This is a genomic window from Ruegeria sp. CDSC042 (genome assembly GCF_059610745.1).
In genome coordinates this window covers 77412-104169 of the sequence record NZ_JBXWOF010000009.1, presented here as the reverse complement: position 1 = coordinate 104169, position 26758 = coordinate 77412, and the positions used below count along the sequence as shown (strand labels likewise).

At 52.2% G+C, this 26758-nt stretch carries 22 protein-coding genes; 14 read left to right on the top strand and 8 right to left on the bottom strand.

What is annotated here, in order from left to right:
• Window positions 1-34: 34 nt before the first annotated feature.
• The gene (locus tag AC2FHX_RS16910; protein ID WP_496702885.1) at window positions 35-781 is read right to left on the bottom strand and encodes an outer membrane protein; all 747 of its coding nucleotides are present in this window, start codon (window positions 779-781) and stop codon (window positions 35-37) included.
• Window positions 782-849: 68 nt separating this feature from the next.
• Entirely contained in the window at window positions 850-1923 is a 1074-nt protein-coding gene (locus AC2FHX_RS16905) for an AraC family transcriptional regulator (protein ID WP_496702887.1), read from the bottom strand.
• Window positions 1924-2395: 472 nt separating this feature from the next.
• Between AC2FHX_RS16905 and AC2FHX_RS16900 the strand changes: the two genes are divergently transcribed.
• The 8 genes from AC2FHX_RS16900 (at window position 2396) to AC2FHX_RS16865 (ending at window position 11961) form a co-directional block, all read left to right on the top strand.
• The gene (locus tag AC2FHX_RS16900) at window positions 2396-3454 is read left to right on the top strand and encodes a DUF1214 domain-containing protein (RefSeq protein ID WP_496702889.1); all 1059 of its coding nucleotides are present in this window, start codon (window positions 2396-2398) and stop codon (window positions 3452-3454) included.
• 16 nt (window positions 3455-3470) lie between these two features.
• Window positions 3471-4481: a DUF1254 domain-containing protein gene (locus AC2FHX_RS16895; RefSeq protein WP_496702891.1), complete on the top strand. Its 1011-nt coding sequence runs from the start codon at window positions 3471-3473 to the stop codon at window positions 4479-4481.
• A gap of 41 nt (window positions 4482-4522) precedes the next feature.
• Window positions 4523-5311 (top strand): transporter, encoded by a 789-nt coding sequence (locus AC2FHX_RS16890; RefSeq protein WP_496702893.1) that lies wholly within the window; start codon window positions 4523-4525, stop codon window positions 5309-5311.
• A gap of 1062 nt (window positions 5312-6373) precedes the next feature.
• A complete protein-coding gene (locus AC2FHX_RS16885; protein ID WP_496702894.1) occupies window positions 6374-6802 on the top strand; it encodes an EF-hand domain-containing protein in 429 nt (142 codons plus the stop codon).
• A 217-nt stretch (window positions 6803-7019) separates the two neighbouring features.
• The gene (locus AC2FHX_RS16880) at window positions 7020-8084 is read left to right on the top strand and encodes a hypothetical protein (protein ID WP_496702896.1); all 1065 of its coding nucleotides are present in this window, start codon (window positions 7020-7022) and stop codon (window positions 8082-8084) included.
• A complete protein-coding gene (locus AC2FHX_RS16875) occupies window positions 8081-9610 on the top strand; it encodes an ABC transporter transmembrane domain-containing protein (protein WP_496702898.1) in 1530 nt (509 codons plus the stop codon). Before AC2FHX_RS16880 ends, AC2FHX_RS16875 begins: the two co-directional genes overlap by 4 nt.
• Before the next feature lies 1 nt (window position 9611).
• The gene (locus AC2FHX_RS16870) at window positions 9612-11195 is read left to right on the top strand and encodes a sensor histidine kinase (RefSeq protein WP_496702900.1); all 1584 of its coding nucleotides are present in this window, start codon (window positions 9612-9614) and stop codon (window positions 11193-11195) included.
• Between the two features lie 94 nt (window positions 11196-11289).
• Window positions 11290-11961, top strand: a complete 672-nt coding sequence (locus tag AC2FHX_RS16865; RefSeq protein WP_496692155.1) for a response regulator transcription factor — start codon at window positions 11290-11292, stop codon at window positions 11959-11961.
• A gap of 221 nt (window positions 11962-12182) precedes the next feature.
• Here the strand turns inward: AC2FHX_RS16865 and AC2FHX_RS16860 are convergent, their stop codons facing one another.
• Window positions 12183-12857 (bottom strand): sensor histidine kinase, encoded by a 675-nt coding sequence (locus tag AC2FHX_RS16860; RefSeq protein WP_496702902.1) that lies wholly within the window; start codon window positions 12855-12857, stop codon window positions 12183-12185.
• 8 nt (window positions 12858-12865) lie between these two features.
• On the bottom strand, window positions 12866-13363 hold the full coding sequence (locus AC2FHX_RS16855) for a hypothetical protein (RefSeq protein WP_496702904.1): 498 nt from the start codon (window positions 13361-13363) through the stop codon (window positions 12866-12868).
• A gap of 861 nt (window positions 13364-14224) precedes the next feature.
• On the opposite strand from AC2FHX_RS16855, the gene AC2FHX_RS16850 reads away from it, so the two are divergent.
• Window positions 14225-15766, top strand: a complete 1542-nt coding sequence (locus tag AC2FHX_RS16850) for an ankyrin repeat domain-containing protein (protein WP_496702906.1) — start codon at window positions 14225-14227, stop codon at window positions 15764-15766.
• 73 nt (window positions 15767-15839) lie between these two features.
• Here the strand turns inward: AC2FHX_RS16850 and AC2FHX_RS16845 are convergent, their stop codons facing one another.
• Entirely contained in the window at window positions 15840-16790 is a 951-nt protein-coding gene (locus tag AC2FHX_RS16845; protein ID WP_496702908.1) for an alpha/beta hydrolase family protein, read from the bottom strand.
• Window positions 16791-16998: 208 nt separating this feature from the next.
• Between AC2FHX_RS16845 and AC2FHX_RS16840 the strand changes: the two genes are divergently transcribed.
• A complete protein-coding gene (locus tag AC2FHX_RS16840; protein WP_496702910.1) occupies window positions 16999-18093 on the top strand; it encodes a helix-turn-helix transcriptional regulator in 1095 nt (364 codons plus the stop codon).
• Window positions 18094-18496: 403 nt separating this feature from the next.
• Here the strand turns inward: AC2FHX_RS16840 and AC2FHX_RS16835 are convergent, their stop codons facing one another.
• The 3 genes from AC2FHX_RS16835 to AC2FHX_RS16825 all read right to left on the bottom strand — a co-directional run bounded on the left by AC2FHX_RS16835 (window position 18497) and on the right by AC2FHX_RS16825 (window position 23805).
• Window positions 18497-20773, bottom strand: a complete 2277-nt coding sequence (locus tag AC2FHX_RS16835) for a serine/threonine protein kinase (protein ID WP_496702912.1) — start codon at window positions 20771-20773, stop codon at window positions 18497-18499.
• Window positions 20774-21071: 298 nt separating this feature from the next.
• Entirely contained in the window at window positions 21072-22094 is a 1023-nt protein-coding gene (locus AC2FHX_RS16830) for a hypothetical protein (protein ID WP_496702914.1), read from the bottom strand.
• 94 nt (window positions 22095-22188) lie between these two features.
• Entirely contained in the window at window positions 22189-23805 is a 1617-nt protein-coding gene (locus tag AC2FHX_RS16825) for a phosphate ABC transporter substrate-binding/OmpA family protein (protein WP_496702916.1), read from the bottom strand.
• Between the two features lie 899 nt (window positions 23806-24704).
• On the opposite strand from AC2FHX_RS16825, the gene AC2FHX_RS16820 reads away from it, so the two are divergent.
• The 4 genes from AC2FHX_RS16820 to AC2FHX_RS16805 all read left to right on the top strand — a co-directional run bounded on the left by AC2FHX_RS16820 (window position 24705) and on the right by AC2FHX_RS16805 (window position 26733).
• On the top strand, window positions 24705-25154 hold the full coding sequence (locus tag AC2FHX_RS16820) for a hypothetical protein (protein WP_271951474.1): 450 nt from the start codon (window positions 24705-24707) through the stop codon (window positions 25152-25154).
• 3 nt (window positions 25155-25157) lie between these two features.
• On the top strand, window positions 25158-25376 hold the full coding sequence (locus tag AC2FHX_RS16815) for a helix-turn-helix transcriptional regulator (RefSeq protein WP_142639124.1): 219 nt from the start codon (window positions 25158-25160) through the stop codon (window positions 25374-25376).
• Window positions 25377-25413: 37 nt separating this feature from the next.
• Window positions 25414-26037, top strand: a complete 624-nt coding sequence (locus AC2FHX_RS16810) for a class I SAM-dependent methyltransferase (protein WP_282022222.1) — start codon at window positions 25414-25416, stop codon at window positions 26035-26037.
• Window positions 26038-26109: 72 nt separating this feature from the next.
• Window positions 26110-26733 (top strand): putative glycolipid-binding domain-containing protein, encoded by a 624-nt coding sequence (locus AC2FHX_RS16805; protein ID WP_496702918.1) that lies wholly within the window; start codon window positions 26110-26112, stop codon window positions 26731-26733.
• Window positions 26734-26758 lie beyond the last annotated feature (25 nt).

The following is a 26758-nucleotide window of genomic DNA, read 5'->3' as shown; positions in this document are numbered from 1 at the left end:
TTTGGTGTCGCCATCTTTCGCATCATGCCGGTACTCAGAAGCTGTAAGTCACACCCAACACGGGCCCCGATTGTGAAAGCTTGAACCTGTCTTGACCTTCACCTTTGTCGACCATGATGTAGCGATAGCCTGCACGCAGATTCCACTTTGGGGTGATGGCATAACCTACCGTCGCTATGAACTGCGCCGTTTCGCGGTCTGAGCGAAACCCACCATAGTCGGCCAAGGCTACGGCCGACCACCGGTCATTGATCTGATACAGGATACGGGCCGCGATCAGAGGGTCTAACCAATCATCGCTGGTCTTTGCACTTGGCGGCGGGGTGGGCCCACCGACCAGAGTGATTGTACTGCTTGTCGCAAACCAACGAAACCCGCCCCCTAAATCCACTGCCAGGTTTTGGGCCTGATAGGCTGTGTAAGCGGCATACCCACTGAAGAACTGAGTCTGCAGACTGGTTTCAGCGCCGCTGAACACCGGGCCGGGGGTATCACCGTCAAAGGACAGGTCTGTGCGCATGTAATCCGCGATCAACGACCATCGGCCATTTCGCGCCTCAAGTGTACCCATGAATGCCAGATCAAGGTTTTTAACCGCATCACTGAAGCTCAGCTCCGACTCCAGCGAGCCAATGGTTGTCTTGGTGTCTGCGCCGTACATGTAGAAGCTGCCGTAAAAGCCCCAATCGGTATCCTGTGCCACAACTTCTGATCCGCCGAGGAGCGTCGTCGCCGCAACTAGAAAGCTGCCGACGATGCCTCGTTTTTGTATCCACTCCATGGCCTGCTCCCCTTTTCTACCTATCCCGAGTTTGAAGCGCGGCAAAAGTATGTTGCGCCTTATTCCTGTTACGCTTCACAATCGCATTCGACCGGGTCGAGTATCGGAACAGATGCCTCGTGGCGATTCAGTTCGTGGATGCGAAAATCGGAAGGTGTTTGTCCCGTCCATTTCTTGAATGCCCGTGTCATAGCGGTTGCGTCAGAATACCCTAGCTGGTCGGCGATATCGCCCACTGACGTCTCAGACCTGGAAAGCAGGTGTTTAGCACGGTCGCATTTGGCTTCGATGACTATGCGCGACAATGATGTCCCATAAGCCGCAAGTCGGCGATTGAGAACAGCGCCACGAGCACCGCATGCCCTGGCAAGCGCCGTAACTGAAAAGTCATTTCGCCCAACCATTGAGTTGGCAACGCTCTGGAGCGAACTCAGTAAGTCTGTTGGTACCGGGTTTTTGTCGTCCTGGCCTGCCGGAATGCCATCAGCGGCGGTTCGGTTAACCAAATCATGCAGAAGCCAGGGGCTTGGGAAGCGGAAGGAATACCCGTCTGGGCCCGCACCTACTGCCCTGATACCATAGAAGTATGACGGGAGCAGATCAGGACGGTTCACCCGAACAAGAACCTTGTTCGCTTCCCAATTCTGACCAGCGGTTTCATGCAGTAACGTGGCCCACCGGCTGATCTGAAACGCATCCATATAGGCTGGAGAGCAGTGCGGCGTGAACCTGCGCTTAGCAGAAAGCACCGCGTAATCTCCAGAGACATCTAGTGTCATCGTGACCGCATTTGTATTGTTGCCTGCATGAACGCAGAACCTGCCGATGAAATCAGCCAGGGAATTGGCGGTCCGAAAGGCCTGCCCAAATGGGGATGAAACGGTCGGATCTGAAGTCTGGCCCACAAGTGCTGGAAAATCTGGTGATGTGTTGTGCGCGACGGCTTCGAACACGGCGTAGATCGTATCGTGTGGAATGAAGCAATTTGGGGCGCTCAACTCTGAAAACGCAAGATCGAACCCTGCAAGGAGGTCTTCTACGGATCGACCGGATTCCCGATAAGCCACCAACAGCGGTAAGAGAACCCGCCCGCGCGCAAGTGGCGGTGTCCTGTGCTGAGCGTTCCCGTCCTGGCCCGTCATCCTACATCCTACACGTACTACAATGAAAATTTTGAGCACTCCAAACATAGTCCGGCGCAGCTCGGCGTCCCTGACCTGTGTCAAAGCCAAACACACTTTTTGAATTGAGAAAGTCAGGCTCCAGCTGGCAAGGTTTGAGAGCACAGAGCCTTACCATCCGCTGATCTCAGTCTAAAAATTGACATCCCAACAAGAATGATTGGTCAGCCGCATGGGCGTAAAACAAGAAGAATATCAGACAGGTTGGTCAATGCGCGTTTGCTACCTGTCATTTTGAACCAGTTTTCCGACACGGTTGTTCCAATCGGTCAGGGTATACATTCGAGTTTTGTGTTTTGTTGAAAAACAACGACCATGGTTCCAATTGTAGAGTTTCTGCAACCCACCAATTGAGGGGCGTGAGAATGCCCGCCTGAGCAGGTGTCGGGACCATCAAGCAATGTATTGCAATAATTGGTTAGTGGAGCGGCAAATGATCAATCACACGCGCAAATGCTGGAAGCTGGCGGCCTTGGCTGCAGCGTTGGGGAGCTCCGCGACGGCTCAGAGCTTTGATACCACAGTTGATGCACTTGCCGAGACATACGAGGTGCCGGTCACAATAAGTAACTTTGTTCGGGCTGCGACTGACAACGAATTGAAAACGTATGACAGGCTGGCCGGAGGCGTAAACCAGTTCTTCCACTTCAATGAACCCACGCCCATCGACAATCAGCCCACTATCCGGATGAACCGGGACACACTCTATAGCGTTGCGGTTATCGACATCAGCAAAGGCGCAACCTTGACACTGCCCGATGTGGGCGACCGGTACATGACAACGATGGTGGTCAATCAGAACCATTTCATCAATGAAGTATTTGATGGTGGTGGTGTGTTTCAGCTCGACATGGACACATTTGACACCCCCTACGTACTTGTTTTCATGAGAATACTGGTGGATGCCGAGAGTCCGGAGGACATCGCGGCAGTCAACACAATTCAGGACGGGTTCACTATCGAAGCTGCCTCGGCAACGCCCTTCGAGATGCCCAATTATGACACCGAAAGCTTCGTGGCCGTGCGTCAGGCCGCGATTGAGTTGGGCAGGTTTGCAACAGACAGCGTTCGGACCTTTGGCACGGCAGAACACGTCGACCCGTTGCGCCATTTCTTGGGCACCGCAGCCGGCTTTGGAGGTCTACCAGAAGAAGAAGCCTTTTATCTCAATATCGAGCCCGGCCTGCCGCTCGGCGAATACTATATCCAGGTGCCGGCGGATGTTCCCGTAAACGCATTCTGGTCCGTGAGCCTGTACAATGCAGACGGATTCTTTGAACTCAATTCCCTCGATGCCTACGTGGTCAACTCGGTTTCGGGCACCCAGAACGACGATGGCAGTGTGACCGTGCATTTCGGCGGTTGCGACGATGGCCGCGTGAACTGCCTTCCAATCATGGACGGCTGGAACTACGCCGTGCGCTTGTATCAGCCCGGTTCCGAGGTCATCGACGGAAGTTGGGTATTCCCGACCGTGCAACCCGTGAACTGAATGACAGGATGCAAAAATGAAGAAGCTTTTTCTGGCAATCGCCCTGACACTCCCGACAGGGGTCTGGGCCGAGGACGTGGTTGATGTGACCGTGGACAATCTCGTGCGCGCGGAAACCGACCATATGTTCCGCACTAACATGAGTAATCTCGGCTTGGCCGTTGGCGAGTTAGGGCATATGCGCGAAGCCACAACACCTGACAATCAGCCGGTGATCCGAATGAACCAGGATACGCTTTACTCTGCGGTTCTGCTCGATTTGACCGAACCCGTCGAAGTTACGCTCCCCGAGGCGGATGGCCGTTACATCTCGATGCATGTCATCAACCAGGATCATTTCATGTACGCCGAGGCAACGCCCGGCACGTACCTGATCACCAAAGAAGACCTTGGTACGCCTTTCGGATTCATTGCCTTCCGCACTTTTGTAGATGTAACCGACCCACAAGACATCGCTGCGGCACGGGTGGCGCAGGATCAGATTGTTGTCAGTGGCGGTGGAACTGGTCCGTTTGATGCGCCCAACTGGAATACCGAACAACTTGCCGTAGCGCGTCAGGCAATCAGCGATTTGTCCCTGCTGGGTATCGATACGTCGCGTGCCTTTGGTAGAGCCAAAGAGGACGTTGACCCGGTTCAGTTTCTGGTTGGGGCGCTCTCGGGTTGGGGCGGCCTGCCCCCAGAGGCAGCGATTTACCTGTTGGGCGCGGTCGATGCGAACGATGGAGAAACGCCACACGCGGTTACAGTTAAGGATGTCCCGGTTCGGGCGTTCTGGTCGGTGACCGTCTATAATGGCGAGGGTTTCCTGGCTGCTAATGATCTGGGTGTTAACAGCTACAACGGCTATACGGCCCAAGCCGCGGAAGACGGATCAGTCACACTCCATTTTGGTGGGTGCGACGACGGCCGCGTGAACTGCCTTCCGATCACTCCGGGCTGGAACTATGCTGTCCGCCTCTACGAGCCAGAGGATGCAATCCTGAGCGGTAGTTGGTCGTTCCCGACGGTGGAACCGATCAACTAGGCCACTCGCCCATCCCGCCTTTCAAAAAGGAGTACACGGCCATGCGTCGATCCCATGCACTTGTGGGGCTGTTTTTTGCAGCCAGCGTAGGAACCTCAACCGTTGCAGACGAGGCCGCCGATTTGGCCCAGGAACTGGCCAACCCGCTTGCTGCCATCATCTCGGTTCCGTTTCAGTTGAACTATGATGATAACCTGGGTGTCTCTGATCAGGGGTCGCGCACCACGTTGAACTTTCAGCCAGTCGTGCCCTTTGAACTTAACAATGACCTTAACCTGATCACCCGTACTATCATTCCTTACATCTGGCAGGAAGACATTGTCCCGGGGACGCGTCAGGAAGGGGTCGGCGATATTCTGTTCTCCGCATGGTTTTCTCCTACAGGAACAGGGGATCTGACATGGGGCATTGGTCCGGTTGTGCGGCTACCGACCTTTAGCGACGTGTCAAGCGACACCTGGGCCGCCGGGATCACCGGCATTGCCCTGCGTCAGACCGGGCCTTGGACCTATGGCGCGCTGGCCAATCATCTGTGGGATCTGGAGAGCAATCCCGAAACCCCCACGAGTGTGAGTTTTCTCCAGCCTTTTCTTGCTTATTCCACTGAAGGTGCCTGGACCTATTCGCTTCAAAGCGAAAGCACCTATGACTGGGAGGCTGAAGCCTGGGCTGTGCCAGTTAACGCATCGGTGTCACGGCTGGTGCAATGGGGGGCGGTGCCGGTCAATTTTCAAGCCGGGGCCGGCTATTGGCTTGAGGCACCCAAAGTGGGTGCGGAGGGCGTTCGTTTTCGCCTCCAAGCCCAAGTCGTCGTGCCCAGAAGGCGCTGACGTTTAGCGCAGGCTCTGATTGTTAAATGCGGAAGTCAGGGAGTCTTGATGGCAGAGCAGATGATAGGCAATGGTGCTAGCGCATGTCGAGCTCGCACCTAATCTTCAAAAGTTGCAATCGCCTCAAGCTAGGTCGCATACATTGGTGCTTTGATAAGGCGATGGTAGTACCTCCATCAGTTCAGGGAGAAAGGATCTAGAAGTCGTAAATTCCGTAAAGCAATCCTTGGCCCGCGCGCTGCGAAAGACTGCTTTGCCCGACTGTGTGAATTGACCGTTCCAGCCTCGCTGCGCGTTGCACCAATGGCCGGTTTCATCGCCGCGTCACAGCGCCAGATTTCGAGCGCATGTAGCATTTCTTCCGTTGCGAGCCTGCGCCGCGAAAAATCACAATGACCGGGTTGGGCTCAAAGCCGTCATCTGACAGTTTTGTAAGGTTCAAACGATCAGAAGTGGTGGTCGATGTCTGCTGTGCGGACAAACTTGCCCCTGGTATTCTCCGCCCGAATGACCGCTTTGTACCCTTTGCGATCGCGGCGAAAAACATCTCTGGCGGGAAGTAGGCCTTCGGTGGTGATGTAAAACTGAACGGTTGCTGGATAAGATCAAACCTTCAATCTGACAGAAACAGTAGACTTCTTTCTGTGGAGAAAGCTTCTGATTGAGTTATGTAAATTGCAAGATTATCGAAGTCCTTTTGATCTGTTTGAAACGAACCCACGTTGTTGGCTTCGATTACTGATCGATGGACCAAACCAAGGTTAAGAGGCCAAGAAGGCTTTTCCGTGAGGACCAAAGGCGGCAATTGCCCAGCACCTGCACTCCGAATTTCTCTGGTAGGAAACTGAAAACACCGCATTTTCAGTTCCTGAGTCTCTAGTATCCGGACCTGATACCGAGAGGCTTCCAAACAATAAGGCCAAGCCATCTTTTCGCATGGAAATACCGTTCATCCAACGTTCACATTCTATATATGCGCATTTCATCTCTGCGAGCCATATTGTCCTACTGAAATTAAATACCGTTGGTTCACAGAAACAACCGACGAGCAGGGGATCGTCTGTGACAAAGACTGGAAGTAGGTCAGCGCAACGCAAGTTGAGAATTTTTCGCTACCTAACCTGCGCCGTTTTATTGGCTTTCACTTTTCTGATTGGCGACAGTCAATTCAATAAAGCAGCGGCGCAGACTGCTAGTTTCAGGTCTGTTGATACGAATTCTGACGGTGTCTTGAGCTTGAATGAGCTGTCCGCCGCCTTTGGAGAAGTTGGTGCGCGGCGGCTTCTTGAAGACATTGATCGCAACCGAGACGATCGCATCACGATCCTTGAGTTACGGTGGGGAACAAAAAACAAGATAGGTAGCACTGGTGACCGCGGCGGTCGTGGAGATCGAACTAAAGGTCAAGATGATCGCGGATCTAACAACGAAGGGGCTAGTGAACGGGATGGAGACGATGACCGTGGCGACGATCGGAACGATGATGACTGACCGAAAACCGTTCGTTTGCGCACTCTAAGTGACTGTCCGCAAGGACAAACCGGAGATCGAACTAGCATCAGATTGCTTTGAGACAGAAACGAGGACCCTGAAAAGTGTTCATTTGCCGTTCATTCGTTTGCATGCCAATCCTTCATTCCACTTTGCAAATGTTCTCACATCACTTTGGCAAAACGATTTCACTGAACAGCCAGTTACGGAGCAATGCATGACACAGTTTTCCCAAACCTCGCCTATTGCCTGCGAAATCGCAAAATGGGCGTTTACAACCCGCAGAGTTGACCGGTCCGATGTACATGGACTTTCCGCGCAGTTGGATACTGCAAAGGCAGGGGATCTTATCCTCTGTGAGATCGCCGAGATTGGTCATCACAAGAAAATCCAATTAGCGGAACGTCGCGCCTCTGTCAGTTACCCAGGCGATTACGTTGTTCTATGCTTGGGTGACCGATACGCACCAGACCAATTTCTTGCCAGCGCGGTGATTGATGATGATCTTATCGATCTCGTTGCCGGTGGCGGCGTCGCAGGTCGCGTAGACGCCGCGCATGATTGCATGGATGATCCAACACGGTTAAAGCCAATCGGCCTTTTGACCAATGCCAAGGGTCAGGTGATCAACGTGGCAGATTATGCGTTACCATCGATGCCGACCAACGAGCGCGTAACGGTCATTGGTGTTTTTGGAGCCTCAATGAATTCAGGAAAAACTACAGCCGCATCAAGCCTTGGCCATGGGTTGATGCGCTCTGGATATGCCGTCGCCGGTGTCAAAGCCACCGGAACCGGGGCCTTTGGTGACTTCAACAGTTTCGAAGATGGGGGCGCGCCAGCTCTTGATTTCACTGACGTAGGAATGGCGACCACGTATCGAATGCCATTTGAAGCGATCGAATCCGGATTTGATACACTGGTTGCAACTGCAGCGTCGCGCGGTGCCGAAGTCGTGGTTGTCGAGATCGCTGATGGCGTCTTCCAGCAGGAAACACGGGCAATCTTACAATCCTCACGCATTCGGGATCGATTGGACGGCATTTTATTCGCTGCGCCGGACGCGCTGAGTGCGTTGGGCGGTGTAACCGTTCTAAATAATGTGGGTCTCAGCCCATTTGCGGTATCCGGAAAGGTCAGTTGTTCCCCGTTGGCTGCTGCTGAAGCTGCAGAAGTAACCAGCCGCCCAATTTTAACACGCGAAGATCTTTGGTCGCCAGCGATTATCGCCCAACATGTTGCACCGTTGATGCGACACGACCGCGAAGATGTGGCCGCATGAACCCCCTCCCAAGACTGGCCACAAGGGACCGCATCATTGATGCGGTCCTCGTGGTATCCTGTGGAATCGTGCAGGCTATTGCGCTTGCTTTCGCAGCGTTTGCTACACGAGATGCTTTTACGGCACTTCACGCTGGGGATGTACTTGCAACAAATACTGTCTTGCAACTGGGGGTCTCCGGTACCGTCGCAGCAGCATGTCTCTTCTTTTCACGATATCGGGCAGAAGCGCTTGGCCAGAGTTACACAATTTCACTGCGCCGGACGCTTTATCGACAGATTGCGCGACTTCCAAAGTCCCGACATGAAAAACGCCGAGTTGGAGCGTTGTCCCTAAGGTTTGTCGGTGACTTATCTGCAGCGCGACTTTGGTTTGGTCGCGGATTACCGGATGCATGGTCTGCAATGATTGTGATCCCTGGCGCGGTATCCATTCTCTATTTTCTCGACCCTATGCTTGCGATCAATGGTGTCGCCTCGCTGAGTGTTGCACTGGTCGCAATGGGGTTGCTGGCCTGGCATCTCGTTCGGCGCCATCAAAAACTTCGTCGAAATCGAGCCAACATTGCTATTTCCATGATTGAACGCATTTCTATCGCACCTGAATTAGACCTGATGGGTCGAACCGACCGTGAACTGCGCAAGCTTGACAAACAGGGCGCATGTTTGCGCAGTGATGCGCTGGCACGTCGCGGTAGAACAACCAGCCTGCAGGCGGTCTTGCAGCTGGGTGTGGCGTTAACCGCTCTGCTGATGCTTTGGCAAGCCAGTCGGTACGCCATTGCTCCGTCGACAGTTGCAGCTTGCCTGTCGGTATTGGCGTTGATTGCCCTTCCGTTACAAAATCTGGCTGAGGCGTGGGACCAATATTGCGCGTGGAGGGTCGCCCGTGAAAAAGCCGAGATGCTGCTTTCGGAACCAGAAGTGACCAGATCTGCAATAAACCAAAACGATCCGATTACCATCAAGGTGGCCGGAGAGCTTGATCAGGAGCCTATCTCATTTGTGGCTCCGCCGGGATCAGTTTCCAAATTAACAGATATACATGCAAACAGCCTCGCGCGTATCATCGCCGGGCTAGACGCAAACGATGGCATTGATGTCAGTTATGGTGGGGGAGTTAGTATCCCGAAGATCGCCTTTATCGGAGACAACCATGTTGGACTTCAGGGAAGTTTGCGACGATCCGCAACGCTGAGCTGTCGGAGACGACCGAGCGATCTGAGGATAGCAACGGTTATGCGGGTTTTTGGGCTGTCCGATCTCCTCGCGGCGCCCCGCGGCCTAGATCAACGGTTGGCGGAGAACGGTAAAGGTCTTTTGCCACTCCAGACTCTGCAATTGGATCTCGTGCGCGCTGTTCTCGGCAAAGCTGATGTCGTCATCATCGCGTCAGTCAGGTGGATGTCATGCTGGCATCACAGGGTCGAATTGCTCGAAACTCTGCAGGAGTTTTCTTCGGCCACCATCATTTTGGCCGAACACGCCATCCCGCTTAGTTTAGAACAGAATTCAAGGGTTATTTGATATGCGTTCATCTACTCTATTTGGGATTTATGCCGCTGTACTGATCGGTTTTTTGGGTGGGTTAGCGGGCCTGACCCTATACAGTCTCGAAAAAACCCGATGGTGGGATGCCCGAATTTCCCTGGCCCATGAGTCATATGGCCTGCATCTGAGGCTTGAGGCGGACCTATACCGTCTGTTCAAGCAACACGGTGACGCACTTCTTATCGGCGATCGGGATGATGGGATCAGCGAGACAGAGCTGCAGGAGAAAATCGCCCAGACTTTGGATGCAATCCGAAAGACCATTGCCCGGGAAATTCAGATGGTCGGCGAAGAGGAGTTCGAAGAACTGGAGCTTCTCGATGAGATTGAAGACGATATAGAAGCTGTCAATGCAGCCATCGCGAACCTTTCAGAGGCTGGTAGCCCGATTGAGACATTTGTGCGGATCGAGCGCCTGGCCGCCCTGCTGGACGGGGACATTGATGACGAACTGGATCAAAAAATTCAGGCCGCGCTTGATGAGGAAGTGGAAGAGGTTGAAGAAGTTTTGGCCGAAGCAGCAACCTTTCGAGAATGGAATGAACGATTGGTTTACGTGATCGTTCTTGCGGCCATAGGTGTGTTGCTGGTGGCCCTTGTATCGTTCAACCGCCAAATCAGAAAACCACTTACGTTGCTTGCAGACGGCGTTGGGCGCCTGCGAAGAGCCGATTATTCGAAGCCCGTAGATCTTGGTGGTAGCCGTGAATTCAGGGAATTAGGCACTGTTCTGAATAGCATGGCGGAAGGCTTGGCTGCCCGAGAAGCAAGTCGCGCCGAGCAAAAGAGGCAACTTGAAGAAACGGTTGCTGCCAGAACGTTCGAGCTTCAACAACTCATCGACAAACTTGAAATGGGGGAAGAGAACCGCAAACGATTGATGGCCGATATAAGTCACGAGTTGCGAACGCCACTGGCAATTATCCTTGGAGAGGCCGACGTTACTTTAAGGACATCAGACACATTGTCAGAGGATACTTCCGACTCACTCGCCCGCATTCGGGATTCCGCAAAGCATACCAATCAAATCGTTGATGACATGCTAACCGTCGCTCGGTTCGAGGCGGGTCAACTTAGGCTGGATCGCAAGAAAACGGATCTACGAAAAGTGGTACGAGATGCCGTGGCGATGTTCCCTGATCCGGTGCAGGTCGAAAGCCCAGAATGTATGGTGAAGGCTTCGGTCGATGAGGTTCGGCTTCGCCAGTCAATACTCGCGTTGTTGCAAAATGCACGACGATATGGAGGCCCAACAATCAGCGCAATACTGGAAGAAGGGCTCGCGTCTTGCTCGATTACAATCGAAGACGACGGTCCCGGCCTGAGCGCAGCGGAAAAATCCCAGGCATTCGACCGGTTCTTTCGGGGCTCAAACGCCTCGGGGCAGGGGATCGAGGGAAGCGGTCTGGGGCTTCCAGTCGTTAAATCGATTGTCGAAGCCCATGGTGGGACCGTTGACCTTCAAGATCGCCAGGAGGGCGGGTTGAAGATCATTATAACGCTGCCCAAAGAACCCCTAATGAAAATTGTACAAACCGATGTTCGACGAGAAACGGACTAATGCCTGTCTGTTTCAGAAGCAAATTGCAAAACCATAAAACCTCACGCAGCTTTGCCATACATGGTTTCAGACAGAGAGAAAACTGAGGCACACTATGAATATTCTACTTGTCGAGGACGAAACACGCGTAGCTGACTTCATACGCCGCGGATTGTCTGCTGAAGGTTGGTCCATAGATCATGCACCAAGCGGGGAAGATGCTTTGGAGCACGTAGCATCCGGCAATTATGATATTATCTTGTTGGATCTGATGTTGCCGGGAATTCAGGGACAAGATGTTTGTCGCAAGCTACGTGCCCGAAAGTCAAAGATCCCTATCCTGATGTTGACCGCCTTGGATAGCCCTGAGGAACGGGTAGAAGGATTGAAGATTGGTGCAGACGACTATCTTCCTAAACCCTTTGATTTCGACGAACTCATCGCTCGGATAGAAGCGTTGCACCGCCGCGCCAACAGCTATGCAAATAATCTCAGCAACACGGTGATTACATGCGGAGCACTTACATTTGACAAGCAATCCCTTCAGGTCGCTGTCGAAGGTCAAGAAATCCAGCTGTCGAAGAAAGAGCGCGACCTTCTCCTTTTGTTTTTGACCAATGTTGGGCGCGTATTATCAAGAGAGCGGATTCTGAATTCAGTTTGGGGAATGAATGAAGATCCATTGACCAATGTTGTAGATGTCTATGTCGGGCGCCTCAGACGCAAGATCGGTGCAGATGGTCAGAGGATCGTGACCCTCAGAAACGTCGGATACCGCATGAGCTGAATACTTCGTTTGTGGATCAGTCGAAGATGTACCTCCATTAAAGAGGCCTAGATATTGCGCAAGGTTGAATAGCTTTGCTCCGGCTCTTGAGCGATCTCAGGATTTGAGAAGAAAACACTCAAGAAACTTTCTTGCCCACTTTGTGTAAGAGAATTCAGCATGCCGACCAATGCCAACAAGACGCTTTACATCTGTGTGAGCCAAGGTCTCAATTAAAGCCGCTATGCAATTTCGAATCTAATTGAAACAGTCAACCCAGGTGAGTTGTTTGTCGCCGCTAAGAGCGCCGAATGATGATCTGCTATAGCCTTCACCAGCGCCAAACCCAATCCATTCCCAACACTGGTTCGTTCACTTTCTAACTTATAGAAAGGAACAAATAGCTTGCCCAGTGTGTTTTCGGGAACACCAGGGCCATCGTCAATAACCGAGAGCGTAATGGTGCTTTCTTCTTGTTCAACAGTCAGGAGAATCCTGGAATGATCCGGACAATGATCAATTGAGTTCTGCAGAAGGTTTGCACAGAGCTGTTTCAACATACCTTCATCACCTTCGATTAGTGTACGCCCTGATTGGTTATCCACAAAAATAAGACTTTGGTCCTTAACCTCCGCAAGTGGAATAATGTTTTCAACTGTTTCTCTACCCAATCTATTTAAATCCAGATAGCTGAACGCTTTGGGGCCGCCTCCTTCTTCAATACGGTCGATCCTCAAAACTGTTTCGAAGGTCCATTTGAGACGATCAAGTTCAGATTGAATTTGGTCAATCGGTTCTAAGGATCGACCTTCCGATTGTAGAGAATCCTTCGCTTTCTGAAGTGCTATATAAGCATGAGTGAGCGGGCTTTTCAGATCATGCGCAATTGCTGCAGCGGCTGATCGGGTCGTTGACATCAAAGCCGTCAGTTTGTCGAGATGAGACCCAGATTGGCGACCTTCTTGTCCAACGCGACATACACAAAAATGTTTGGGTTTTTGTCCAGTGAGCGAACCAGATGAAACTGTTTGCCAAGTGTAATCAGAATGTCTTCGATGGTATCGTTGAGTTTCAAAGCTTCGATTGCCTGCAGCTTAGCGCGGACAACTTCAACATTCGCGGCGCCTGCGGTATCAAGACCAAACTTGGAACCGCCCTCTGTGCCTAAAACAAGACCGGTATCGCTGTCGACGAGGCACGCCCCCAGAAGACCTTTGATTTCACTTAGTTTAGAAATGTCCAATGACATGTTTGGCTCCTTTTTGGCCTTGGAATAGTTGGTCTGACCTGCACCAAATGCACGATTGTCCGGGCGGGCTTTGTTGTTTGCGGGCGGAAAGGTGATGACGTGTCTTTGAATCAGGCCAAATCTTTCGTTAAATCTGGCCAGCACAGAGGTGGCGTCACCTTTGGATTTCGACATTTTCTATCCAATTCTCGCTGTGATTGTGGAGGTACAATGTCGACCTGTATGTCTGTCACTTCGAACTGCTTGGGCATGAAGAAACAGCTGATCAATTAATCTGTCATCCAAACCAGGGAGGGCGTTGGTCCTCCGATGGGTGTGACACTTGGGATCAGATGTCACTTTCAGAACTGATGTACTTAGGTTGCGAGAGTGATTGTTGCCTCTGTGCAAAAAAACCAGTGCTGCAATGCAGGCAAGGACTAAGTATTGGGCAGTGTTGGTTGAAAAAGCCAAAACACTTTCGGGGCCCAGAAAGAATGCCGGCCACAGATGCCCAATTTCAAAAAGAACGCCAGCCAAAACGGGTAAAACAGAACTCAGGATAAGACCCTCGCCTCGTTACTAATCAACTAAGCTGTCCGTAGAATACCGGGAGTTTTAACTGACCTTTCAGACATCTTAAAAAATTGTAAAGATTTGTTTTTCGTTGGTGTGAAGTGAAGTCTAAGGCGCAAATGACTCGTTAACTGGCCCTGCGAGCATTCGGACGCCGACGTGGTTCAGAACGAGATGAACAACAGTTCCTAATTGGCAACTGTGTGCACATTACCGACCTTCGTGCAGAGCGCAGCATCTGTTTCTTGGGTCTCGTTGCAGGCCGCGGCCTTCGTTTTGCGGTCATTCGCATCAGTGTCATCCACTCAAGCCGATCTTGCGGGTGCTGCTTCGGATGGTTATGATAAGAATGCTTCTAGGGAAAGCCTCCAGGTCCGCGGAAAGCTGTCATCGGCATCTCTATCAACAATACGACAGCCTTATTTCGGTATGTCTCATGCTCGGATTCAGCGGACCATCGAGCCAAAAGTGAGGACACCGATGACAAAATCCCTGGACCAATTGCGCCGCGATGCCAAAGCACTTCGCAAAGCCTATGAAGCAGGCGAATTACGCGCCCGTCAACGCATCGCAAACTATCCACCTCGACCGGAGGCAACAGCACTCAGGCACTCGGACTATTTGCACGTAATTGCGTGCGAGAACAGTTTTCCGACCTGGCCTGCCTTAAAGTTCGCAGCCGAACTACTAGGCATGGACAAAGCCGCCAAACGGCAGCGCCTGAAACTGGCTCTCGCTCAGGGTCATTTTACGGCTGTTGATCAACTTCTGGCTGACGCGCCTGATCTGGCTGACCGAGATTTCGGGCTGTGTCTGGCCCTTTATCGCAAGTCGGATGTGTTGGAATTTCTCAACCAAACGCCGAAACTGGCGACCCAGTTTATTGGCGATCTGGCGCCGCCTTTGACGATCCTCGCCCGGTCCAAGTGGATTCATCGCGCATCCGGGCTGGCCAATGACATGCTTGATATCGCAAAGGCCCTTTTGGAATCCGGTGCTGATGTTGATCTTGGTGCGCCGGTCTACCATGGCAACGACTACAAGCTATCACCGCTCTACTTCGCTATAGGCCATTCGGACAATATGGTTCTTGGGCAATGGCTGCTGGAGAACGGCGCAAATCCGAACGACGGCGAGAGCCTTTATCACTCAACCGAGCTGGGTCATCATAAGGGATTGCAACTGCTTCTGGATCATGGCGCCGACCCGAAGGGGACAAACGCATTGCTGCGCGCGATGGACTTCCATGACACAACGGCGGTTCAGATGCTTCTCGACCACGGGGCTAAAGTAGATGAATTTGACGGGACGCATGTTGGCGGCGAGGCACCGTGGGTCGTCCCTGCGCTACACCAGGCGGCGCGAAGGATGGCCACGCCAGATATGGTCGAGCTTCTTCTTGAAAATGGAGCCGATCTGAATCGGCCCTTTGAAAACACTACGCCCTATGCTTATGCGCGGGTATTTGGAAATGTCAGTTTGGCGAGGATGCTCGAAGAGCGCGGCGCAGATACGACCTTGAGTGAAATCGAAACTACATTGAGTGCCGTTGCCGATGGCGTTCAGCCGCCATGCAACCTTGACCCAGACAAGATACCTGACGCTTACCGCAATATCATTCGAATGATATTGCACATCCCGGGAAAACTGGATCACGTTCGACGACTGGTCGCCGTAGGAGTTGAATATGACCGTCCAGATACCGAAGGATTGACACCGGTGCAGGTTGCCGGATGGGAGGGCTTGCCAGACGTCATGGAGTACCTTCTGTCGTTAAAGCCAGACCTGACACATGTGAACGGCTATGGAGGAACACTTCTGTCCACAGTTATTCATGGGTCAGAGAACTGCCCGCAGAGATTAGACCGCGACTATACTCGGTGCCTGTGTCTGGCATTGCGGGAAGGCGTCGCTCTTCCGCGCCGTGCCATAGATCTGGCAAGCCAAGATGCCGTATCCGAGTTTTTGTCAGATTGGGCGGAGCTATATCCCGAGCAAGTTGTCGACGGTGGTGTCGCCTAAACTGGTTTATGCGATCATGATAGGAGGCGAAGGCGGAAGGCCGGATTCACCGTACCATTCCGCCTCCGCACGGTTATGAATTCGAAAAGAAATCCGTAACAGCGTCGATGATCATCTCATGCTTGGCAGCACGCGCTGTGCCGCCATTTGAGCAGATGATTTCGTCTCCCGGTTCTTCTCTTGCGAGCAGTTCGTAGCCTCCGGGCTTGCAGCGACCCAGGAAGTCAAAATGCGATAGCGTCTCGGGCTCGATATAGCGTGCATTCTGCGTGGGTAGGGCGGCAATCAGGGCACGGGATTCAATGTCGAGGGTCAGACCAGAATTCATGATCGGCGCCCCAAAGACCAACATCGGCCGGTCAATTTTCCGAAGGCTCGCTTCGGAAAAGCTCTGTGTTCCGCCAAGATCAAAAACTGCAAATGCCTTGATCCGAGCATCAGACAGGTCAGCTTCCATCTGAGCGCGATCTTCAGGTGTTTGCGCGATTTTCCAACCCGAAAGGATGCCACAAGCCAGTTCGTCTGGCTGAGTGTCGCAAAACCGATTTAACCCAGCCGCGTCGTACTGCGCGCCGGCAAGGGCAACAGCCGTAAAGCCACCCAGTGAGTGTCCCGCCATATAGATTCTGTCTGTATCGACATACCTCGCAAAATCAGACGAACCGGTTGCATGGTCAATGACACGGGAAATGTCCTTTGGCCGCTCCCACAGTTGCCGCGTTAGATCGGGATCGCGAGACCAGGTTGACGTACCAGGATGGCTGATGGCGGCCACGATGTATCCGCGCCGTGCCAGCGCACCGGCAAGCCATGCCTGATTGTAGGCGTTGCCAAACATACCATGAGATAAGACGACAAGTGGGAACCGGCTGGTCACTGGCGCAGCATCTTTCACAACCTTCGTCCCAGCCCACACTTCACTTTCGAAGTCGTAAGTTTCTGGCCCAGTTGCATCTGTTGGATACCAAATAAATCCGGACAGATCGCGTTCTCCCTCAACGTCGGCGACATTGAGTTCTGTCATTGCTGGCCGATAGGGCTGGGCAAATGCCGCGGCCGCGCACATAGCTAAGAACCCAGCAAGAAGGTAAGAAGAGTGTCTCATCAAAAGCTCCGATCATCGTTCAAGATAAGTCAAAGCTGAGCCGTGGGTTTATTTGAAACAATGCTTTGCACTGCCTATACCTGTCCTTGATCCTGATCGAGGACAGGTCGCGATAGAAAGAGGACAAATGGACAGCCCCGGGTTGATCAGTTTCCCCTTGCCGCTGGCGACAGCATTTCTTTGTGGTGTGCTTACCATGCTGGCTTGGCGGCTGGATCTGGGCTTTCGTCTTGCCAACATGTTGTTCTCAGCCTTCTTTGGGTTGGGCGCCTTCTCATCCCTGTTGGTCGGCCTGCGATTTGGCTATGGAGTCGAGGAGTTGATCCCGCTGCAACGCAGTTTGCCCTTGTTCCTCGGACCGCTCCTGTATCTGAGCTTTGCATCGATGGCTGTCGAAAGGCACGACGTCGCCAAGATCGTCATGATGCACCTAGGTGCGCCTTTCATTTTGATTGGGTTGTATCTGCTCTTGGCCAGCGACTTGAGAAGTATGGATTGGGTAATCAGTGCCAGCTATTCGTATTATTGCGTCGCTCTCTTCTTACTTTGGCGGAAGGGGCCTGACGCACTGAGTCAAGCACGGGTCGATGTCACCCAGGCGCTTTCCAACTGGCTTTTACGCGGCATTGGATTTCTCGTCTTTGTACTGGTTTTGGATAGCGCGATCGCAATCGACTTTGCATTCAACAAGGGCGCCAATGCCTCAATGCTGATTTCTTACGGAACTGTTCCGTTGATCTTTCTTCTTCTTGCGACGTCAATCGCGCTCCCAGTGATGTTTTCCAAAGCCAACGCGGTGTCATACGCAGCGCCAGTATCCAATACTGAAGATGCGAAAGTCCTAGAACGACTGCAGGCATTGATGGATGAACAACAGCTTTTTTTGGACCCCAACATAACCGTCCAACGACTTGCCAAGCGCTTAAGCCTTCCGGCCCGCACTGTGTCGTCTGCTGTCAACAGAACTCAAGGAACCAACATGTCGCAATACGTGAACGAGTTCCGTTTGGCTCATGCGGCCCGGTTGCTTGCAGAAACTAATGAAAGCGTTGCCAACATCGCTTCTCAATCAGGGTTTTTGGCACGCTCCAACTTCTATCGTGCATTCCAACGGGTCTACGGACAAACGCCTATCGAGTACCGCGCACTTCGAAATTCAAAAGAGAAACCACAATTCGACGACCATAATCCGCAAAATTCCAAGCATTCACACTCGGCGTAAATACTTGGTCACAAATCGAATGACAGTAGTCTCGGCTCGAAGCCGCGTCCGTGGCGCAGCCTTCATGCTGCGTTAGCAAAGTCACAATCTCAGTGAATGAATGTGCCGACAACAGGCTAGGACTTCGCGCCAATCGCGAATGGAACCGCATAGCTTGCTCATTGCAAGGCTGGTAAGCATTCCGCTGCTCAGAACACCGACTTGTTCAGAGAGCTTTGGCTCACTTTCTCCATATACGGTGAAATGAAACATACCGGTTTCGTTATCTTCGTCTGTGACGAACGCCCAGACAGATGTGTCGCAAACTTTTCGAAAGACTAGAACCAGTTTATGCTTTTTCACAACCCACCTATTCAATGTGGCGTGGTCAACTCGCACACTGCGTTCAGCCATGATCTCTCTTTTACTTGCCCACGTAGTGCAAGTCCGCCAGCCACAAAGAAGTGCCTCTCCTGACCGTGAACTTGAAGTCAGTCTGGCCGTCATTCAAACCTGCTCGCAGAAGATCAGCAATCGTATCTTGCCCATCGATATTTTCATCTGTCGGAAAATATGCTGTCAGCTGGTCGTTCGGTTTCAGAGTTGTGCCTGGGCCTACATCTTCTGGGACATGAGCCACGCTCGTAACCCATTTTCCATTCTCTGCATATTGAGTTTGAAAAACGATGCCATTCGACAAGGTCGTGTCTTGTACGACACCCAGTGTAACGTCCCGCACTTCGACACCGTCTCTTGTGTTAGAAAGCCCGATGGTCACATCCATGGTTCCCTCTTGCGAAGGAGTAGCCCCAGATTGAAGTAGAACGGCAGCGATGGAGTTCAGATCATTGATTTCAATCCCATTGACAGAGTCAATACGCAGCCCCGCGTGAACCCAAACCGGGGCCTCGCTAGCGACGTATTCCACAGTATCGGGACTATCCGCCGACGCTACAAAAGGCAAAAGAACCTTCCATTCAGACTTCACTGAAGTCGGCCCTAAATCCTGAACGATTTGAGTGGTAGTATCAGCTTCGACATTCGCCTGATCTGTATCGCCAGTGCTCACTTTAGCAGCAACTTCATCGTTAGCCTGCGCGCGCGATTCTGCCTCAGCCATCGCCATTGCGACTGCTTCGATTTCAGCCTGGGCTCGGGCTTGCGCTTCTGCTGCGGCTTTGGCTGCCGCTTCGACTTCGGCCTGCGCGCGAGCTTCTGCCTCTGCCGCGGCTTTGGCGGCCGCTTCAACCTCGGCTTGCGCGCGTGCTTCTGCCTCGACAGCGGCTTTGGCACGCGCTTCGGCTTCGGCTTGGGCCGCCGCCTGAGCAGCCGCTTCGGCCTCAGCCTGTGCACGAGCTTCCGATTCGGTTGCCGCTTTGGCGCGGGCTTCGGCTTCGGCCTGAGCCGCTGCCTGAGCTGCGGCTTCGGCCTCAGCACGCGCTATGGTCTCTGCCTGCGCGCGGGCTTCGGCTTGGGCCAATCGTGCCTCGGCTTCTGCGACCCGTGCGGTGGCAACTGCGATTGCTTCTGCTGTCGCCGCTGCTTCGATCTCAGCTTGGGCGCGGGCTTCAGCTTCGGCAGCCAAAACGTCCTCTTGCGTTGCTTGTGGCTCGGAGGATGGTGAAAATGCTCCGATGGCCAGCACGCCGACTACGGCACCTACAACTCCAAATGCCAGCAGCCCGCCGGTTATTGCGACACGGTTGATTCCGCCGGATGAAGAGACCGCAACTCTAACATCCTGTTCAACGGCGGTCGGTTCGGTCAAGTGATCTATCGCCTCGAGCCACTCATCAGCGGTTTGAAAGCGATCCTTTGGCATCGCCGACATAGCCTTGTCGAGCGCTTCGAGAAAGACGTCATCATACTTATCAAAGCGCCCCTGCAAAGGTTTGCATGGATCGGGCTTTTGCTCGGCAATCGCAGAGACCCGAGTCTGGCTGTCTGGCGCGCGCTCTCCGGTGATCACATGATAGAATGTTGCCGCCAAGGAATAGAGGTCGCTAAACGGCCCTTGCACGCCGTCAGTGACATAAAATTCCTGTGGGGAATAGCCATCCTTGACTGCGCGTAAGGCAGACAAAACACGGTTTGTTTTCCTATTTTGCTCACGCGCAGCACCAAAATCAATCAATACAGGTATCTTGTTGGGTCCGACCAGAATGTTGTCAGGCGATATGTCCCGATGCAACATCCCTTGCTTGTGCATAAATGCGACCGCATCCAGAATCTGCCGCAGGATCGACATGACATCGGCTTCGTCCAGCTGGGTTTCAGCGTCGTCGATTGCGTCCAAAAGGTCCGGGCCTTCAACGAAGTCCAGTGCCATATAGGCGGTGTCATTGTCCTCAAAGACTTGGTGCACACCAACGATATTGGGGTGATCCATAGTTGCCAGGCGCTGGGCTTCGTTGATGAAGTGCCGCACAATCTGGCGAAGATCTTCTTTGTGTTTTTGCACACGAGCCTTCACCAGCAGATTCTGTCGGCGCGCGAACATGGCTGGAAAACACTCTTTGATGACCACCTTGCGGTTGAGACTGTCATTGGCCAGATAGGTAATGCCGAAGCCGCCGCTGTTCAGGTAGTGGTCAATTTTGTACTGACCATGCAACAACCGGGCGCCTGCAGGGAGGTCGTCTGCGGAAGAGGCTCCGATCATCTGACCCGTATCTTCATCACCAGTCGTTACTAGTTTCATTACGTTGCCCATGCCTCGTCCCGTCCGTTATCGTCCCTTGCACATCAGGAATTATTCAATTTCCAATCACAAAACGTTTCTCAGTTATACACACTCTTTACGCGAGTCCGTTTGTTTCGTGATTTCCAGTATGCACACTGTTCGATCCAAGTTGGTCAGCGTAGGAAGTCAGTACATACAAACGTTTTACTTTTGCTTTACCGGAACCGGAACCATTGAACGGTTAAGCTATTTTGCAAAGGTTCACGACGCCTTCAAACATGTGATAATCTCAATCAAACCTTGTTTTAGCTATATGTTAGATCTTGGCTTTCAGATTAGCGGCAATGCAAGACGATCGAATGCCACGAGAGTAGTGGCGGCGCATGTTGTTTACCAACTGCGCGAAGATTTCGACCGCACGATTAGAATTCATGAATGTAGCCTGGTCAATTGACCCCTCAACTGGGGTGCGGATGGACATCAGCGTCTTGTAGCCACCTATGATTTCCAGAGCCTGAACCACGCAATCGTAGTCTACTGTTTCACCTTCGCATGAGTCGCAGTAGCGTTTTACGATGTTCAAGTATTTATCGGTTTCACTGATGCGGGAAATGCTTTCGTTCAAGCGAACCAAATCGACACTTTCAGGCAAGTCCGAGCCCCGGCCCAGCATCACTGTCGTGAACTGGTTGGCTTCGTCGGAAAAATGCTGATTGAGGTTCAACAGCCGTGCCAGTCGTTTGAGACCCAACAACCCCGAAACACGTTTGGGATTGGATTCTTCCACAAAGGCCCGCATCGTGATCGCCTTGTTTTCCCGCGCCATATAAGCTTCGATCCACTTGAGAAAACCGGCTTCGGACAGGCCGTAGTTTTCTGAAGGCATGGAATTGATCAGATCAAAACGGCCGTTATTCAGTGTATTCCACAGTACATATTCGGCGCCTTCAATCTCACCATGAGTTTGCAGTGCTATCGCATTGCTGATTGGCTGACGACCAACCCGATATCCAAAGATAGCCTCGCCGTGTTTTTGTAGGGCAGGATTGCTCAGAGCAAGCAACCAGTTTACGGTTCCCTTATCTGGATCCGGTGCACGAAGAAGCTGGTCTCGTGCCTGATGATTGATCAAGTAATCGGAAAATCCTCCAGGTACAGTATCGCGATCGATCTGACCAAGGATCATTTGCGCCGACGTGTTCCCCTGACTGGCCGCTTCCGACAAACCTTGCAGGCCTACGGCCTCGCTACCATTGAGCCAGCTGTCTACTGCGGTTTTGTATGGGTCTTCCTGCGCGACAGCCGCCCCTGACAATTGCAGTAGGAAAACATTGGCCAATACTGCGAGCATTCTCATACGACGTTACTCCATTGAATTATCGTCTTGGTCACTGACCGTTGTATTCCCGTTCCGAAGCTGAGTTGGCGCTTCGCTACTGGGATGTGGTGACAACGTCTCGCAACCAGACTTCCACTCGGCGGTTGATACGGCGACCATTCTCAGTGTCGTTGCAACTTAGCGGCGAGATCTCACCATAACCCAGAGTTCGGATGGTTAACCCGTCCAGGCTGTTGGTAGGCGCTGCTTGTAGCAACGCATTGCTAACTTGTTTGGCACGCTGCTGACTGAGTGACCGGTTGGATCCGCCAGCACCGACAGAGTCTGTGTATCCGATCAAAAGAAGTTCTTTGTTTGTGGTTTCTTCCTTGGCAAGCAACGAAGCAAGGCGCCTTATGTCGTCCTGTGCCCGCGTATCCAGGCGAGAGGATCCGAATGCAAACCGAAAGGTTATAGAACTACGGTCGGCACCGGACAGCTCAGCCGACATTTCCTGCAACTGTTTCAGGGTAACCTCTGCATCGGTTGGCATTACTGCGCCAAGATAGCGTAGTCCCTGCTCATTGGGGCCTTGCAGGGATTCACCAAGTGACACAAAGCCCGAAGCATCAATTGTCTCTTGCGCCTTTTCGCTTTCGAGGAATTGCATGAAGCGGTTCAACTGTGCTGGCGCAGTTTTGCCGGTATATGCATACAAGCGTCGGCTAAGCGGGTATTCTTCTGTCTTGATGGTGAAAGGTGTCGCTGGAACCTGAATTCCACAAACACCGCGAATTGCAAGAACCTTGGCCTCATCAGCACTTGCGAGGCTGGTAATTCCGATACCAAGCGGATCAGAAGCAACTGCTGCAGCCAATTCCGTGTCTGTTTCGAAAAAGCTTGTATCGCTCGCGTATGTTGCGCCCACGGGGTTCATGATCAGGTCATTGAAAACCAACGCAGTTCCGCTTTCAGGCACTCGCATGTAAAGCTGGATCTGGGCATCGGGCCCACCAATCTGGCTCCAGTTGGAAATGGCTCCGGAAAATATTCGCGCTAGATCCTGTTCGGCGACTGCCCGCAGTTGGTTACTTTGCGATGTAATAACAACTAGACCGTCCAGCGCAAAAATTTTCTCGTTTTCACTCGTGGTGATATCCCCGAGTCCAGCCTGCGATGCGCTTGCCAGCTCGTCGGGTTGAGCCGGGCGTGTGGTCACTGCCAGTGCTGAGTTTCCATCGACCAGTTGTTTGATCCCGTCTGCGGAGTCACCACCCATCAAGGAGACTTCGGCCAAAAACTCGCCTAGTTCGTTGCGGAGCAGTAGCTTATCAACACCTTCTTCCTCAGAGCGCAAAGCAGTGCCGCCAATCTCCTCACCGAATTGCGTCGTAAGGTCAGCGAATAAGACATCGACCAGGCGAGAAGAACCAGAAATGCCATATTCGACCGGACCTTCGTTCCGACTGGGGCAGGCTTCGCCAATGCATTCAACTTTGAAAGCGTCAACCGTGATTGTACCAACCACCGTTCGGAGTTCGTAATTGGCGCCATCAAAATCTATTAGCTCTCCGGTCAGAGTCATTCCGCCGTCTAAACTGTTCAATTGAACAGTTTCAGCGTTTGCCATGGTCGCGACGGACAACATCAACGCACCAGAGGTAGTTTTCAGGACCCGATTTAACATTTTCCTAACCTCAAACTTCTGATTATTGATTCTCGTTTTACTCAAGGTTGTTTCGCAAAAACTGATACAACCTTCATAATTTCTTAATGACGTAGCGGTACCCGGGAAGTTTAGTCAAGGCTGCAGCGGGGATACATAAAATTGCCTTGCTTCCCCCCACTTATGGACACGTTTGAGGCAGATTCTGACCACAGTTGGCGCTCTTTCTTAGCTTGTATCCGAAGCTGACGCGATTCAACGTCGAATTGAGTCGTGATTTTAGGGGCTCAGGTTTTCCCTGAGATTTCCCAGAACGAACCTCATACCTTTCTTGCCACGCATTCGCAGCCTTTGACCCAGGTGATTCTTAACTATTTCGAGCACTCGAACGGTTCTGTTACAAAGTTCTGAACCTGCCGAGCGGTTTCAGCAATCGCTCGTGAGTTAGGCCGCGAGCTCAGGGAACGGCCGAAACGGACAGAATCCGGGTGTGAATTGCCCCTTGCGGATTATGTGAGGGACTTCGATATCGTCCAAAGTTGCCGCTGCTGAAGCGAAGGGGTTGTGTCGCAAACTTTAGATGACGCGTACGGCACATGTGTGGGTTCAAGCCATTTAGATCAGCTTCAGCCACACTCGATGGCATTGAGGTAGTCAACATGATCCGGAAGAAACAATTCTCTAGTAATACAACCTCTGGCTTTCGGATGTTTGCTGAGATCGCAGGATAACTGGGTCTAGCATAACGCTGGTTCTAGTCTTCGAAAAGTTGGCGACGCAACCTTTGGGCCAGTCGCAAACGCGCAGCACTCCAGTTGAAGGGTAGATGCCCATCATCGAGCATAAGCTGCAACTACGCTTCGATATTGAAGTATATTATTTTTGACATTGGGTATAATATTTCATACAAGATGTAAGTAATAATCGACTCACTAGAAGTGTTCTGTCCAATAGGGATTTCAGAAATGACCTACCAAGATCGCAATACGGTCGTCTCGATCTTCGTGAACCTCGCCGTTAGTGCATTTGTTGTTTCACGGCTTCTGGATATGAATGCCTCTGGATTGTTTGATGGCCCAGACGCTGTAAACAACTGGGCCCGCATGGTGATCTGGCTGATCCCCTTGGGCGTCGTGGCCACCATCATCGGCACCATACTGTTCAACATTGGGTTTGCGATTGTTACTCACGAACCCAAACCCAGCTTCGTCGTTGATGAACGTGACAAGATGTTCGAGCGCCGTGGCAGCTACGCCATCATTATCTTCGCGGGTGCGGGTTTTGTCTCAGCTGTCGTCGCCATGGCTCTCAACGCATCAGCGCTCACCGGCTTCAACATCATCTATTTCGGAATGGCTTTCGGATCCCTGTCAGCAGATATTGTCAAATTTGCTAGCTATCGGCGGGGGTATTGATCCATGGGCAAGCTCAGGATCACCAACAACATTAGACGTCTACGCTTTGACGCAGATGAAATGACGCAAAAAGAACTCGCCGAAAAGGTTGGAGTCACCCGACAAACCATCGTTGCCATTGAAAACGCCAAGTATTCGCCAACGCTCGAACTGGCGATCTTGATTTCTCGTGTATTCGACAAGCCCCTCGAAAAAGTCTTCGACATCCAAGACGCCAGCTAAATCATCGCGTCTGCTGCACCCTACCATAGGAATAGATATGTTCATCAAACCCACCCGGTTCTGGAATCTGATGGCGAGATCCTATGCCCGCCGTCCGGTCCAAAACCAAGCCGCGTATGAATACAAACTGGACATCACTGCAAGACACCTGTCCCCCCAAGATCGTGTCCTGGAATTTGGTTGTGGCACAGGTACGACGGCGCTCATTCACGCCCCAAAAGTCGCCCATATCGACGCCATCGACTATTCATCCGAAATGATCTCAATCGCCCGGGAAAAAGCCGACGCGCAGGGCAGCAAGAACATCAACTTTGAAGTCAGCGCGTTCGAGTGCTGGCCTATTCCGGCGAAGGGTCAACATTATGATGCCGTACTGGCTATGTCGATCCTGCACTTGGTACTGGATCTTGACGCGACACTGGATCGTGTTCGCAGTTCCTTGAAGGAAGGTGGCCTGTTCTTCAGCTCGACGGTCTGCCTGGAAGGTCTCGAGAAGTTCGTCATACCAGCTCTCGGGACCATCGGCCTATTGCCCAAGATCCGCGTCCTGACGCAAGAAATCCTTGTAGAGCGTATGCAAGCTCATGGGTTCGAAATTGAACAAAAGTGGCGTCCCGAAACGGGTTCGACTGCTTTCATCATCGCAAGGAACAGCGGTTAGCTCGTTCGACTTCTGACAACACTGACCCAGCCGTTCATGCACGCCGCCGAGAACGGTTGGAGAGAGCCCTGATTGACCTATGCTGAAACACGCATGAATGTCCGCTATGGGGCAAGCAAAGCAATAGCGATGGTTGAGGCGATGATGCGAAGTACAATGTGGCGACGGATTGATGTCGTGGGCACAGAAGCCTGTTCGGTTAACCGTAACGGAACGTCTCGCGTAATCTCGGGCATGGCTGTCTACGTAGTTGAAAATTCTCCTGTCAGAATAGCTTATTCCGTGACCTGTAATGACGAATGGGAGTGTAGCGCCGCCACCGTACAGCGTTGGATTGGGGCAGATAGGGTTGATCTTGTTTTAGTGAAGCAAGACGATGGTACATGGACCTCGAATGACAAAGTTGTGGATGCTGTTGATGAATTGCTCGACATCGATCTTGGGTTTACACCGGCCACGAACACGAGTGCGATCAAGCGACTCCAGCTAGGGATTGGAGATCAGGCAGAGTTCACTGCTGTTTGGTTGGATGATGAAACCTGGACATTCAAACCGCTGAAGCAACGATATGAGCGGCTGAACGAGAATACCTATAGGTACACTTCGATCAATAGTGGATACGAAGCAAACTTGACTGTCGATGGATTTGGTTTCGTTCGAGTTTACCCTGAGTATTGGAAAGCAGTGATAGCTTAGGCCCAACAAGGGCTCTGAAGCTAAA

What these genes read in the sequence shown, in the direction of transcription:
- AC2FHX_RS16875 (WP_496702898.1), top strand. Translation starts at nt 8,081, where the DNA reads ATGAACCCCCTCCCAAGACTGGCCACAAGGGACCGCATCATTGATGCG.
- AC2FHX_RS16890 (WP_496702893.1), top strand. Translation starts at nt 4,523, where the DNA reads ATGCGTCGATCCCATGCACTTGTGGGGCTGTTTTTTGCAGCCAGCGTA.
- AC2FHX_RS16860 (WP_496702902.1), bottom strand. Translation starts at nt 12,857, where the DNA reads ATGTCAACGACCCGATCAGCCGCTGCAGCAATTGCGCATGATCTGAAA.
- AC2FHX_RS16810 (WP_282022222.1), top strand. Translation starts at nt 25,414, where the DNA reads ATGTTCATCAAACCCACCCGGTTCTGGAATCTGATGGCGAGATCCTAT.
- AC2FHX_RS16865 (WP_496692155.1), top strand. Translation starts at nt 11,290, where the DNA reads ATGAATATTCTACTTGTCGAGGACGAAACACGCGTAGCTGACTTCATA.
- AC2FHX_RS16820 (WP_271951474.1), top strand. Translation starts at nt 24,705, where the DNA reads ATGACCTACCAAGATCGCAATACGGTCGTCTCGATCTTCGTGAACCTC.
- AC2FHX_RS16815 (WP_142639124.1), top strand. Translation starts at nt 25,158, where the DNA reads ATGGGCAAGCTCAGGATCACCAACAACATTAGACGTCTACGCTTTGAC.
- AC2FHX_RS16900 (WP_496702889.1), top strand. Translation starts at nt 2,396, where the DNA reads ATGATCAATCACACGCGCAAATGCTGGAAGCTGGCGGCCTTGGCTGCA.
- AC2FHX_RS16905 (WP_496702887.1), bottom strand. Translation starts at nt 1,923, where the DNA reads ATGACGGGCCAGGACGGGAACGCTCAGCACAGGACACCGCCACTTGCG.
- AC2FHX_RS16835 (WP_496702912.1), bottom strand. Translation starts at nt 20,773, where the DNA reads ATGAAACTAGTAACGACTGGTGATGAAGATACGGGTCAGATGATCGGA.
- AC2FHX_RS16855 (WP_496702904.1), bottom strand. Translation starts at nt 13,363, where the DNA reads ATGTCGAAATCCAAAGGTGACGCCACCTCTGTGCTGGCCAGATTTAAC.
- AC2FHX_RS16910 (WP_496702885.1), bottom strand. Translation starts at nt 781, where the DNA reads ATGGAGTGGATACAAAAACGAGGCATCGTCGGCAGCTTTCTAGTTGCG.
- AC2FHX_RS16845 (WP_496702908.1), bottom strand. Translation starts at nt 16,790, where the DNA reads ATGACAGAACTCAATGTCGCCGACGTTGAGGGAGAACGCGATCTGTCC.
- AC2FHX_RS16850 (WP_496702906.1), top strand. Translation starts at nt 14,225, where the DNA reads ATGACAAAATCCCTGGACCAATTGCGCCGCGATGCCAAAGCACTTCGC.
- AC2FHX_RS16870 (WP_496702900.1), top strand. Translation starts at nt 9,612, where the DNA reads ATGCGTTCATCTACTCTATTTGGGATTTATGCCGCTGTACTGATCGGT.
- AC2FHX_RS16880 (WP_496702896.1), top strand. Translation starts at nt 7,020, where the DNA reads ATGACACAGTTTTCCCAAACCTCGCCTATTGCCTGCGAAATCGCAAAA.
- AC2FHX_RS16840 (WP_496702910.1), top strand. Translation starts at nt 16,999, where the DNA reads ATGGACAGCCCCGGGTTGATCAGTTTCCCCTTGCCGCTGGCGACAGCA.
- AC2FHX_RS16895 (WP_496702891.1), top strand. Translation starts at nt 3,471, where the DNA reads ATGAAGAAGCTTTTTCTGGCAATCGCCCTGACACTCCCGACAGGGGTC.